The sequence below is a fragment of the Variovorax sp. P1_H2 genome, from assembly GCF_056405295.1.
Map to the genome: position 1 here is coordinate 1 of NZ_JBFUCJ010000064.1, position 12,486 is coordinate 12,486.

Sequence of the window (12,486 nt, forward strand, 5' to 3'; positions counted from 1 at the left end):
CCCGCCGCAGTTGTCATTGACGGACAAAAATAGACGCTGCCATCGTTGATTTCGAGAGCGAGCGCATGCTGGTGGACGAGAGCGGCGAAGCCAAGGAATGCAGCGGTCAAGAGCCTTCTTGGGCCGGCGGAATGATGGCGAGAAGAATTCATGGCTTGTTCCTTCCTGTGGGTTGGTTTGATCATCGATGAAGCTGGCCGAAGTTACTGCGCCATCGTTCGCCGATCGTTCGCAAGCTGACGCTACCCCGATGGGAGCGAGATGACTGGCAAGAACCTGAATCGGCCTGCACGGCCCGCCAATCACGGTCTCCAGATCGGCTTGCTGGGCAGCTTGGCGTGCAACTTCGGCGGACGTCCCGTGGCGGGCATCTCTTACGACAAATTGCGTGCGCTACTCGCTTCTCCGTAAGCACGCGGCGAACACATCTTGACGAGGGCCGCGCATGCGGCAGCCTGCGTGAGCAAGTTGTCAGCTGTGCTGCCAGCGATGCGGAAGCAGTTCGTCGATGCGGCTGCCCGAGAGCTGAAATCGCTCTTCAACCTTTAGCAGCTCGAGTGGTCTCACTGAATGAACTCCTGCGACGCATGCGCCGATGCGAGGGTCCTTGGATAGTTCGGCTTTCCCCGTGCATTCGATGAATTGTGTGCCATGGACGAAAGTCGACTTCTGCCTGTAGCCGGTCGGCGCCGTTCTGCGGCTCTCCAATGGCTGGCCGTCACGCTACACCTGCCTGGAAACGACTTCGACGACATCGCCGTTCGTTGGCGTCCATCCCCATCCAGTAGCTGTTCCATCGGCCTTCGACTCTTTCGATGGCCATGATTCGGCCGAAAACATTGAATATGTACTTCGTCATCTCGACTCCCGGCCAACTGTAGCCCGAGCGGGCGGCGCCTCACAGGTCGCCGCGGCAACGCAGGGTGTTCGCGAACTGCGGGGGCCTGGCGAGGTCCGCAGCTGGCCCGACAGCAGCCGGTCGGGGAAATGCCTGGCACCGACGCGTTCAGCTCACCTCGCGCGCCAGCTTCGCGCGCCTCTCGACTTCCTTCGCGCTCGGCTCGGCCTGCGCAAGCGATCCGAGCGGGACGTCGCCGGCCGGCACGTAGGTGCTCATCACGACACCGGTGGCCGAGGCTTGCGAAGCGACGAGCCGCAGCGCGCCGGGCTTCGCGCCGGCTTCGAACAGCCGCTTGCCGCGCCCGAGCACGACGGGGAAGGTCCACACGTTGTACTCGTCGATCAGCGATGCGGCCTGCAGCGTCTGGATCAGGTTGCCGCTGCCGATGATCTGCAGGTCGTGTCCCGCCTCTGACTTGAGCGCCGCGACCGCCGCGATGACGTTTCCGTGCAGGAGCGTCGAGTGGTTCCAATGCAGTTTCTTCAGCGTGCGCGAGGCCACGTGCTTCTTGGCCGCGTTGAGCGTCTGCGCGATCGGGTTGTCGGCCGGCTGATACGGCCAGTACGCCTCGAAGATCTCGTAGGTCCTGCGGCCGAGCACCAGCTCGCGGTCCTTGCCGTCGAAGCCGTTCATGGAGCGGCCCATGGCCTCGTCCCAGTGGTTGAACGTCCAGCCGCCGAAGGCGAAACCGCCGCCAGGATCTTCCTCGGGGCCGCCCGGCGCCTGCATGACGCCGTCGAGTGAGACGAAGGTGGATGCGATGAGCTTTCTCATGGAGCGACTCCGAGGGTTGGGAGCTTGGGCATGGACGATGGCTGTGCCATCTCCACGACGAGCGAGGTCCACTGGTGCGACAGCGGCCCGGCTCAAGAATGCCACATGCCTGCCGTTCAGGCCCCCGGAACGTCGAACGGACCACGGATACAGGCCTGGATACCGGCACCGCCCAGGCTCACAATAGCCTCCGACCCCAGGGTTTTCCCCAGCGTCACATACCAGCGTCCACATAGGCGCTATGGTGCCGGCCGTATGCATCCGGCGTCGCCAGGGACTAACTTCCAGTTGGCCCGTTTTTTGATCGTCAGCAGCGCAGCCCCACGAGAAACCAGCATGACCCCGAGCACCCAACCGATCCGTTTCTTCCATCGCGGCCGCATCGTCGATGTCAGCGGCGTCCACCCGACCCGCTCGGTGCTCGACTGGCTGCGCGAGGATGCCCGCTGCACCGGCACCAAAGAGGGCTGCAACGAGGGCGATTGCGGTGCATGCACCGTGGTGATCGGCGAGCTGGCCGAGCCGGGCGAGCAGGGCGCGGTCGGCGGCCTGCGCCTCGCGACGGTCAATGCCTGCATCCAGTTCCTGCCGACGCTGCACGGCAAGGCCCTGTTCACGGTCGAGGACCTGAAGGCGCAGTGCGGCCACGGACACGACGCCACCCGTCACGAGAAGCATTCGGTCCAGCGCCTGCATCCGGTGCAGCAGGCGATGGTCGACTGCCATGGCTCGCAGTGCGGCTTCTGCACCCCCGGCTTCGTGATGTCGCTGTGGGCGACCTACGAGCACCACCAGGAAGGCGGCACCCAGCCGACCCGCCAGCAGTTGGCCGACGAGCTGTCGGGCAACCTCTGCCGCTGCACCGGCTACCGGCCGATCCTCGACGCCGGCCAGCGCATGTTCGACCTGCCCGGCGTGCGGCTCGACACCGCCCCCGTGGTGGCGGCGCTCGCCAGCCTGAAGCACGACAACACCTTCGACTACGCCGCCCCCCTGGGCCAGCGCATCGACCACTTCCACGCGCCGACCACGCTGGCCGAGCTCGCCGCGCTGCGCGAGGCCAAGCCGGCCGCCCAGCTGCTCGCCGGCTCGACCGACGTCGGCCTGTGGGTCAACAAGCAGTTCCGCGACCTCGGCGACATCATCTCGGTCGGCGACGTCGCCGAGATGAAGGTGGTCGAGGAGCGCGGCAGCGGCACGACGGCCGAGCTCTACATCGGTGCCGGCGCCTCGCTCGAGAACGCCTTCCGAGCGCTGGCGCAACGCCTGCCCAGCCTGACCGATGTCTGGCTGCGTTTCGCCTCGCCGCCGATCCGCAATGCCGGCACCATGGGCGGCAATGTCGCCAACGGCTCGCCGATCGGCGATTCGCCGCCGGTGCTGATGGCGCTCGATGCCGAGATCGAACTGCGCCGCGGCGAGCGCGTGCGGCGCATGCCGCTGCCCGAGTTCTACGTCGACTACATGAAGAACCGCCTCGAACCCGGCGAGTTCGTGCAGGGCCTCGCGGTGCCGCTCGCCGCGCTCCGGCGCCAGGTGCGCGCCTACAAGATCAGCAAGCGCTTCGACTGCGATATCTCGGCCCTGTGCGGCTGCTTCTCGATCGCGCTCGACGGCGAGGTGGTGAAAGAGATCCGCCTGGCCTTCGGCGGCATGGCCGCGACCGTGAAGCGCGCGGCCCAGGCCGAGGCCGCCCTGGCCGGAAAACCCTGGACCCAGGGCAGCGTCAATGCCGCCAAGCGCGCGCTGGCGCAGGATTTCACGCCGCTGACCGACATGCGCGCCAGCGCCGACTACCGGTTGCAGGTGGCGCAGAACCTGTTGCAGCGCCTGTGGCTGGAAACACGCACCCAGGACCCGCTGCCGGTGGAAGCCACCAGCGTCTGGAGCGTGATGCCCCATGCCGCCCTCGACGCCGTGCAAGGAGCCTGAGATGAAAGCCCACCCCCGTATCGGCTCACTTCGTGTAGCCGAGTACCCCCTCAAGGGGGCGACACCAGCGGCCTGGCAAAGCCAGTTCCGCGGTGTCTCCCGCCTCGGCTGCGCCGGTTTCATGCGTCGCGGGTCGCGCGATCGCGTAGTGGAGCATTGACATGAACAAACCTCTTGATCCCAGCCTGTTCCAGTCGGCCGAGGCCTTCGCCGACTACCTCACCAATGCCGCCGCGCGCATCGACGCCAAGGCCGAGGCCGAGGCGCACGACGGCGGCGCCCGCGTCGGCATCAGCCGGCCGCACGAGTCGGCCGCGTTGCACGTGGCCGGCGAAGCCACCTACATCGACGACATTCCCGAGCTCGCCGGCACGCTGCACTGCGCGCTGGGCCTGTCGCCGGTGGCCAATGGCCGGCTCAAGGGCCTCCGGCTGGACGCGATCCGCGCGATGCCGGGCGTGGTCGCCGTGCTCACGGCGGCCGATATCCCGGGCAGCAACGACTGCGGCTCGATCGTCCACGACGACCCGATCCTCTGCAGCGGCGACATCCGCTACCTGGGCCAGCCGGTGTTCGCGGTGATCGCCGAGACGCGCGACGCCGCCCGCCGTGCCGCGGCCGGCGCCAGGGACGCGCTCGACATCGAGGCCGAGCCGCCGGTGCTGACCCCGCAGGACGCGCACGCCAGGGGCCAGTACGTCGTGCCGCCGATGCACCTGGTGCGCAGCACGAACGAGGGYGGCGCCCAGGCCGCGATCGCCAAGGCGCCGCATCGCCTGAAGGCGCAGCTGGATGTCGGCGGCCAGGAGCAGTTCTACCTCGAAGGCCAGATCAGCTACGCGATCCCGAAGGAGGGCGGCGCGCTGCATGTCCATTGCTCGACCCAGCATCCGAGCGAGATGCAGCACCTGGTGGCGCATGCCCTGCACCTGCAGGCGAACGAGGTGCACGTCGAGTGCCGGCGCATGGGCGGCGGCTTCGGCGGCAAGGAATCGCAGTCGGCGCTGTTCGCCTGCGTGGCGTCGATCGCTGCAGCCAAGCTGCAGCGCCCGGTCAAGCTGCGGCTGGACCGCGACGACGACTTCATGATCACCGGCCGGCGCCACTGCTTCTGGTACGAATACGAGGTCGGCTACGACGACGAGGGCCGCATCCTCGGCGCCGAGATCTCGATGGTCTCGCGCGCCGGCCACTCGGCCGACCTGTCCGGCCCCGTGATGACGCGCGCGCTGTGCCATTTCGACAATGCCTACTGGCTGCCCGACGTCGCCATGCACGGCTACTCGGGCAAGACCCACACGCAGAGCAACACCGCCTTCCGCGGCTTCGGCGGGCCCCAGGGCGCAATCGCGATCGAGAACATCCTCGACAGCGTGGCGCGCGAACTCGGCCGCGACCCGCTCGACGTCCGGCGCGTCAACTTCTACGGCAAGGGCGAGAACAACGTCACGCCCTACGGCCAGACGGTCAGCGACAACATCATCCATGAGCTGGTGGCCGATCTGGAGGCCAGCAGCGACTACCGCGCGCGGCGCGGGGAGATCGCCGCCTTCAATGCGAGGAGCCCGGTGCTCAAGCGCGGCATCGCGCTGGCGCCGCTCAAGTTCGGCATCTCGTTCAACGTCAAGCACTTCAACCAGGCCGGCGCGCTGGTCCATGTCTACACCGACGGCTCGATCCTCGTGAACCACGGCGGCACCGAGATGGGGCAGGGCCTCAACACCAAGGTGGCGCAGGTGGTGGCGCACGAGCTCGGCGTCAGCTTCGAGAGCGTGCGGGTCACGGCCACCGACACCCAGAAGGTGGCCAACACCTCGGCCACCGCCGCCTCGACCGGCGCCGACCTCAACGGCAAGGCGGCGCAGGACGCGGCGCGGCAGATTCGCGAGCGGCTGGCCGCCTGCGCCGCGGCGCGCCACGGCGGCGACGCCTCGCAGGTGCGCTTCGCCAACGACAAGGTCGAGGTCAACGGCCGCACGCTGCCCTTCGGCACGGTGGTCGGCGAGGCCTACCTCGACCGCGTGCAGCTCTGGTCCGACGGCTTCTATGCCACGCCGGGCCTTTCCTGGGACAAGGACCGGATGTTCGGCCGGCCGTTCTATTACTTCGCCTACGGCGCGGCCGTGAGCGAGGTGATCGTCGACACGCTGACCGGCGAATGGAAGCTGCTGCGCGCCGACATCCTGCACGATGCCGGCAAGTCGCTGAACCCGGCGGTCGACATCGGCCAGGTCGAGGGCGCCTTCATCCAGGGCATGGGCTGGCTCACCACCGAAGAGCTGGTCTGGCACCCCAAGACCGGCCTGCTGACCACGCATGCGCCCAGCACCTACAAGATCCCGACCGCCAACGACTGCCCGCCGGTGTTCAACGTGCGGCTGTTCGAGGGCCAGAACGTCGAGGACTCGATCCACCGCAGCAAGGCGGTCGGCGAGCCGCCGCTCTTGCTGCCGTTCTCGGTCTTCTTCGCGATCCGCGATGCGGTGTCGGCGGCCGGCGACCACAAGGTCGACCCGCCGCTGCGGGCGCCGGCCACCAGCGAGGCGATCCTGCGCGCGATCACCGCGGTGCAGGCCGGCGCCTGAGGGCCTTTTCATGTGATTGCCGCGCTGTATAACTGCCCGCACATTCCAGACCATGGCGGGCAGACATGAGAGACCAGGCGCTTCTCGACAAGATCGATCTTCATCTCATCAGGGTTCTTCACACCGTGCTGACCGACCGCAGCGTCTCGCGTGCCGCCATCCGATTGGGGATGTACCAGCCCGCCGTCTCGGCCGCCCTGAAGCGGCTGCGAGAGCTCTCGGGCGATCCGCTGCTGGTGCGCTCGGGCTCGGGCATGGTGCCGACCGATGCCGGGCTGCGCATGATCGAGCCGGCGGCCGCCATCCTGCGCTCGGCCGAGGTCCTGTTCAGCGACGCCCGCGGCTTCGATCCGCAGACCGCGGCCACCACCTTCCGGATCGCCGCCAGCGACTACATGGACCCGCAGTTCCTGCCGATGCTGGTGGCGCAGATCAAGAGCCAGGCGCCGCTGTGCCACATCGAGATCCATCCGCTGTCCTCCGACACGGACTACCACGCGCACCTGTCGCTCGGGCAGGTCGACCTGGTGATCGGCAACTGGCTCAAGCCGCCGGAAGACCTGCACATCGCACGCCTCTTCGGCGACGAGATCGTCTCGCTGGTCAGCAAGGACCATCCGGCGGTGCGCCGCGGCTGGGACCTCGAGAGCTGGCTCGCGGCCGAGCACATCGCGCCGACGCCGCTGCACCCGGGCGCGCGCGGGATCATCGACCAGATGCTCGACGAGATGGGCCGGCAGCGCAACATCATGGCGCGCTGCGCCCACTTCGGGCTGATCCCCGACATGGTCGCGTCGAGCCTGCTGGTGCTCACCACGGGCCGCCAGTACTGCGAGCGCTTCGTCAACCGGCTGCCGGTCGCGATCCTCGACTGCCCGGTGCCGCTGCCGCGCCTCATGTACTACCAGCTGTGGCACGAGCGCACCCATTCGTCGAGCTCGGCGCGCTGGCTGCGCGAGCGGACCAAGGCGGTGGCGGCGTCGCTGCGGCCGCCCCCCACCGCGCCGGCGCCCGAATAGACCGATTCGAGATTTCGCGCCGGCGTCGCGACACGGACAGGAACGCCACGGACCCCAAGAAACGAGACGGAGACAACAGCGATGAACCGGACAGAACAAGTGCTCGAGCTCGATGAGCGCGCCCTCATGCCGCGGCCTRCCGCGGGCGGCTGGGCCGAGCGGATATTCAAGCTCAGCGAGAACGGCACCACGGTGCGCACCGAGCTGGTGGCGGGCCTCACCACCTTCCTGACGATGGCCTACATCATCTTCGTCAACCCGTCGATCCTCGGCGACGCGGGCATGCCGAAGGACGCGGTGTTCGTCGCCACGTGCCTGATCGCCGCCCTGGGCACCGGCATCATGGCGCTGTACGCCAATTACCCGATCGCGCTGGCGCCGGGCATGGGCCTGAACGCCTACTTCGCCTACGTGGTGGTCGGCCAGATGGGCTTCACCTGGCAGGCGGCGCTGGGCGCGGTGTTCGTCTCGGGCTGCCTGTTCCTGCTGGTCACGGTGTTCAAGCTGCGCGAGCTGATCATCCGGGGCATCCCGCATTCGATCCGGATCGCGATCACGGTCGGCATCGGGCTGTTCCTGGCGATCATCGCGCTCAAGAGCGCCGGCATCGTGGCGCCCTCGAAGGCCACCTACATCACGCTCGGCGACCTGCACACGCCCCAGGTGGTGCTGGCGACTATCGGCTTCTTCCTGATCGTGGTGCTCGACCGGCTGAAGGTGCCGGGCGCGATCCTGATCGGCATCATCGCGGTGACCGTGCTGTCCTTCTTCTTCGGCGGCAACGTGTTCCATGGCGTCTTCGCGCCGCCGCCGTCGATCGCGCCGACCTTCCTGCAGCTGGACATCAAGTCCGCGCTCTCGGGCGGCATCCTCAACGTGATCCTGGTGTTCTTCCTGGTCGAGCTGTTCGACGCCACCGGCACCCTCATGGGCGTGGCGCGCCGCGCCGGCCTGCTGGTACCGGCCAAGATGGACCGGCTCAACAAGGCGCTGCTGGCCGACAGCGGCGCGATCTTCGCGGGCTCGCTGCTCGGCACCTCCAGCACCACCGCCTATGTGGAAAGCGCGGCCGGGGTGCAGGCGGGCGGGCGCACCGGCCTCACGGCGCTGACGGTGGCGGTCCTGTTCCTGGCGGCCCTGGTGATCTCGCCGCTGGCCGGCGCGGTGCCGGCCTATGCCACGGCGCCCGCGCTCTTCTTCGTGGCCTGTTTGATGCTTAGGGAACTGACCGAACTCGATTGGGACGAGACGACCGAGGTGATCCCGGCGGCGGTCACGGCGCTGGCCATGCCCTTCACCTATTCGATCGCCAACGGCCTGGCCTTCGGCTTCATCACCTACGCGGTGCTGAAGCTGTTCACCGGCCAGGCACGGCAGGTGCACTGGATGGTGTGGCTGATCGGCGGCGTTTTCCTGTTCAAGTTCATCTATATCGGCGGACACTGACGACAATGCGTCGCTAAAACCCAAAGGCCAGGCACAGGCATGACAATCCACAGACTCCAGCTCGCGCACATCACGAAGCGCTATCCCGCGGTGGTCGCCAACAGCGACGTCTCGTTGACGGTCGAACCCGGCGAGACCCACGCGGTCCTCGGCGAGAACGGCGCCGGTAAATCGACGCTCATGAAGATCATCTACGGCTCCGTGAAGCCCGATGAAGGCAGCGTCATGTTCAACGGCCAGCCGGCCAACGTGCGCAACCCGCAGGAGGCGCGGGCGCTCGGCATCAGCATGGTGTTCCAGCACTTCAGCCTGTTCGACACCCTGACCGTGGCCGAGAACGTCTGGCTCGGGCTCGAAAAGAGCCTGGCGCTGGCCGAGGTGGCGCGCCGGGTCGAGGCCAAGGCGGCCGAATACGGGCTGGACATCGACCCCGCGCGGCCGGTCCACACGCTGTCGGTCGGCGAGATGCAGCGGGTCGAGATCATCCGCGCGCTGCTGACCGACCCCAAGCTGCTGATCCTCGACGAACCGACCTCGGTGCTGACGCCGCAGGCGGTCCAGAAGCTGTTCGTGGTGCTCAAGAAGCTGGCCTCGGAGGGCTGCAGCATCCTCTACATCAGCCACAAGCTGCATGAGATCCGCGAGCTGTGCACCGCCTGCACCGTGCTGCGCGGCGGCAAGGTCACGGGTGTCTGCAACCCGCAGAACGAATCCAACGAATCGCTGTCGCGGCTGATGATCGGCGCCGAGCCGCCGCCGCTGCAGCACCGTCCGGTGAAGGTCGGCGGCGTGGCCTTGCGGGTCAAGGGCCTGAGCCTGGCGCGCGAGGACCAGTTCGGGGTCGACCTCGACGGCATCTCGCTCGACGTCCGGGCCGGCGAGGTGGTCGGCATCGCCGGTGTCTCGGGCAACGGCCAGAAGGAGCTGCTCTACGCCTTGTCGGGCGAGGACACCCGGGCCGAGGCCCGCATGATCGAGGTCTTCAGCCAGCCCGCGGCCCATTTCAGGCCGCGCCGGCGGCGCGCGCTGGGGCTGCATTTCGTGCCCGAGGAGCGGCTGGGCCGCGGCGCGGTGCCGACGCTGGGACTGGCGCAGAACATGCTGCTGACGCGCAGCAACGCGGTCGGCAAGGGCGGCTGGATCCGCACCGGCGCGCTGCAGCAGCACGCGAGCAGCATCATCCAGCGCTTCAACGTCAAGGCCGGCGGGCCGAACGCGGCGGCGCGCTCGCTCTCGGGCGGCAACCTGCAGAAGTTCATCGTCGGCCGCGAGATCGACGCCGACCCGAAGATCTTCATCGTCTCGCAGCCGACCTGGGGCGTCGACGTCGGCGCCGCGGCCCTGATCCGCGGCGAGATCCTGGCGCTGCGCGACGCCGGTTGCGCGGTGCTGGTGGTCAGCGAGGAACTCGACGAACTGTTCGAGATCTGCGACCGCCTGCACGTCATCGCCAAGGGCCGCCTGTCGCCCTCGATCGATCGCGCCGCCGCCACGGTGCCGCAGATCGGCGAGTGGATGAGCGGCCTCTGGGACGCCCCGCCACACGCCGCCAAGTCTTCCTCGGAGGTGGCCCATGCTTAAGCTCGAACCCCGCCCGCAGCTCTCCCGCTTCTGGAGCTATGGCTCGCCGATCCTTGCCTTGCTGGTCACCGTGCTGATCGGCATGGTGCTGTTCGCCCTGCTCGGCAAGGACCCGGTCAAGGGCCTGGCGGTCTTCTTCTGGGAGCCGATCAAGAGCGGCTACGCGCTGGGCGAACTGATGGTCAAGGCGACGCCGCTGCTGATCATCGCGCTCGGCCTCGCGGTGTGCTTCCGCTCCAACGTCTGGAACATCGGCGCCGAAGGACAGTTCGTGTTCGGCGCTCTCGCGGCCGGCGGGGTCGCCTTGCTGGCGGACAAATCCACCGGCGGCTGGATCGTGGGCCCGATCCTGGTCGCGGGCATCCTGGGCGGCATGTTCTGGGCCGCCATCGTGGCCTTCCTGCGCGACAAGTTCAACGCCAACGAGATTCTCGTGAGCCTGATGCTGGTCTACGTCGCGGTGCTGCTGCTGGGCTACATGGTCTACGGGCCCTGGAAGGACCCGCAGGGCTACAACTTCCCGCAGACCAAGACCTTCGAGGCCGTGACCCAGATCCCGCGCCTCATGAAGGGCTCGCGCGTGAGCATCGGCCTCTTGATCGCGCTGGCCGGCTCGGCGGCGCTGTGGGTGTTCCTGTTCCGCACCCGGGCCGGCTTCGCGCAGCAGGTCGGCGGGCTGGCGCCGGCGGCGGCGCGCTATGCCGGCTTCTCGGCCCGGCGCGCGGTCTGGATCGCGCTGCTCACCYCAGGCGGCGCGGCCGGCCTGGCGGGCGCGCTCGAAGTGGCCGGCCCGATCGGCCAACTCACGCCCTATGTGCCGGCGGGCTACGGCTTCGCGGCGATCATCGTGGCCTTCGTCGGCCGGCTGCATCCGGTCGGCATGATCTTCTCCGCCATTCTCATGAGCATGTTCTACATCGGCGGCGAGCTCGCCCAGTCGCGCCTCGGGCTGCCGAAATCGCTGACCGGCGTGTTCCAGGGCCTGCTGCTGTTCACGCTGCTGGCCTGCGACACGCTGATCGCCTACCGGATCAAGCGCAAGTCGACGGCCAGGACCATCGCCTCGACCGAGGGGACGGGGTCGCTGCAAGCCAGCACACCCTTGACCGCACCGGTGGCTCGCCCCACCGAAGGAGCCGCATGACCATGAACCCCCACGCTCATCACTTCGTGTATTCGCTGAACGAGTCGCCGCGAGACGCGGCGGCCCTTCGGCCCGTCCAAGCGTGCGCAGGCACGCTCGGAGCCGCGGTCCTCAGCCCCTCGGGGGCGCATGCCTCCCTAGGGGCGGCCCGTCGGGAGGCATGATGGAAAGCTACGCACTCCTGCTCGGCTCCACGCTCAGCGCAGGCACGGTCCTGGCCATCGCCGCGCTGGGCCTGCTGATCAACGAGAAGGCCGGCATCGTGAACCTCGGCGCCGAGGGCATGATGCTGTGCGCCGCGATCGCCGGCTTCGCCACGGTGGTGGTCACGCACAACACCTGGCTGGGCTTCCTGGCCGGGATGGCGGCCGGGGCGCTGCTGTCGGCCTTCTTCGGCGTGCTGGTGATCTGGCTCAACACCAACCAGTACGCGACCGGGCTGGCGCTGAGCCTGTTCGGGGTCGGCTTCTCGGCCTTCGCGGGCATCAACTTCGTGCAGGCCAAGCTGCCCGAGAGCGTGTCCTACGCGCTGCCGGTACTGGGCGACATCCCGCTGGTGGGCCCGGCCCTGTTCCGCCACCATCCGATGGTGTATTTCGCCGTGTTGCTGACCATTGGCCTGATCTGGTTCCTCTATCGCACGCGCGCCGGGCTGGTGCTGCGCTCGGTCGGCGAATCGCCCGAGTCCTCGCATGCGCTGGGCTACCCGGTGCGCCGCATCCGCTTCCTGGCGGTGATCGTCGGCGGTGCCTTGTGCGGGCTGGCGGGCGCCTACCTGTCGACGGTCTACACGCCGCTGTGGGTCGAGGGCATGGTCGCGGGCCGGGGCTGGATCGCGCTCGCGCTGACCACCTTCGCGACCTGGCGGCCGGTGCGGGTGCTGCTCGGCGCCTACCTGTTCGGCGGCGTCTCGATGCTGGGCTTCCACCTGCAGAGCACGGGGGTCAACATCCCGAGCCAGTTCCTGAGCATGCTGACCTACATCGCGCCGATCGTGGTGCTGGCCCTGATCTCGCGCAACCCGGCGTTTATCCGTGTCAACATGCCGGCCTCGATTGGGAAACCCTTCTACCCCGGCTCATAATCGCGTTTCCTTTTGTTTCT

9 protein-coding genes are annotated in these 12,486 nt (G+C 68.1%); 7 read left to right on the plus strand and 2 right to left on the minus strand.

Annotated features, from left to right (window positions below; genetic code table 11):
* Positions 1-718 precede the first annotated feature (718 nt).
* Together AC1D2E_RS20765 and AC1D2E_RS20770 are read right to left on the minus strand one after the other, a co-directional pair.
* Positions 719-859, minus strand: coding sequence for a DUF7661 family protein (locus AC1D2E_RS20765; RefSeq protein WP_478199145.1), 141 nt, complete (start codon positions 857-859; stop codon positions 719-721).
* A 147-nt stretch (positions 860-1,006) separates the two neighbouring features.
* Positions 1,007-1,675 (minus strand): dihydrofolate reductase family protein, encoded by a 669-nt coding sequence (locus tag AC1D2E_RS20770; protein WP_478199146.1) that lies wholly within the window; start codon positions 1,673-1,675, stop codon positions 1,007-1,009.
* A gap of 336 nt (positions 1,676-2,011) precedes the next feature.
* Between AC1D2E_RS20770 and xdhA the strand changes: the two genes are divergently transcribed.
* The 7 genes from xdhA to AC1D2E_RS20805 all read left to right on the plus strand — a co-directional run bounded on the left by xdhA (position 2,012) and on the right by AC1D2E_RS20805 (position 12,466).
* Entirely contained in the window at positions 2,012-3,607 is a 1,596-nt protein-coding gene (gene xdhA / locus AC1D2E_RS20775) for a xanthine dehydrogenase small subunit (RefSeq protein ID WP_478199147.1), read from the plus strand.
* Positions 3,608-3,768: 161 nt separating this feature from the next.
* Positions 3,769-6,192, plus strand: coding sequence for a xanthine dehydrogenase molybdopterin binding subunit (xdhB, locus tag AC1D2E_RS20780; RefSeq protein WP_478199148.1), 2,424 nt, complete (start codon positions 3,769-3,771; stop codon positions 6,190-6,192).
* A gap of 65 nt (positions 6,193-6,257) precedes the next feature.
* Positions 6,258-7,211: a LysR family transcriptional regulator gene (locus AC1D2E_RS20785; protein ID WP_478199149.1), complete on the plus strand. Its 954-nt coding sequence runs from the start codon at positions 6,258-6,260 to the stop codon at positions 7,209-7,211.
* Between the two features lie 126 nt (positions 7,212-7,337).
* Complete coding sequence (locus AC1D2E_RS20790; RefSeq protein WP_478199175.1) at positions 7,338-8,657, plus strand: NCS2 family permease; 1,320 nt, start codon at positions 7,338-7,340, stop codon at positions 8,655-8,657.
* Between the two features lie 39 nt (positions 8,658-8,696).
* Positions 8,697-10,238 carry an ABC transporter ATP-binding protein gene (locus AC1D2E_RS20795; protein WP_478199150.1) on the plus strand — a complete coding sequence of 514 codons (1,542 nt, stop codon included), beginning with the start codon at positions 8,697-8,699 and terminating at the stop codon, positions 10,236-10,238.
* Positions 10,231-11,382: an ABC transporter permease gene (locus AC1D2E_RS20800; protein WP_478199151.1), complete on the plus strand. Its 1,152-nt coding sequence runs from the start codon at positions 10,231-10,233 to the stop codon at positions 11,380-11,382. The genes AC1D2E_RS20795 and AC1D2E_RS20800 overlap by 8 nt, the downstream gene beginning before the upstream one ends.
* Before the next feature lie 163 nt (positions 11,383-11,545).
* Positions 11,546-12,466, plus strand: a complete 921-nt coding sequence (locus tag AC1D2E_RS20805; protein WP_478199152.1) for an ABC transporter permease — start codon at positions 11,546-11,548, stop codon at positions 12,464-12,466.
* The last annotated feature ends 20 nt before the right edge of the window (positions 12,467-12,486 follow it).

Bases quoted from the DNA above. Each gene is read 5' to 3' on its own strand.
- AC1D2E_RS20785 (WP_478199149.1), top strand. From the start codon at position 6,258: ATGAGAGACCAGGCGCTTCTCGACAAGATCGATCTTCATCTCATCAGG.
- AC1D2E_RS20795 (WP_478199150.1), top strand. From the start codon at position 8,697: ATGACAATCCACAGACTCCAGCTCGCGCACATCACGAAGCGCTATCCC.
- AC1D2E_RS20770 (WP_478199146.1), bottom strand. From the start codon at position 1,675: ATGAGAAAGCTCATCGCATCCACCTTCGTCTCACTCGACGGCGTCATG.
- AC1D2E_RS20765 (WP_478199145.1), bottom strand. From the start codon at position 859: ATGACGAAGTACATATTCAATGTTTTCGGCCGAATCATGGCCATCGAA.
- xdhA (WP_478199147.1), top strand. From the start codon at position 2,012: ATGACCCCGAGCACCCAACCGATCCGTTTCTTCCATCGCGGCCGCATC.
- AC1D2E_RS20805 (WP_478199152.1), top strand. From the start codon at position 11,546: ATGGAAAGCTACGCACTCCTGCTCGGCTCCACGCTCAGCGCAGGCACG.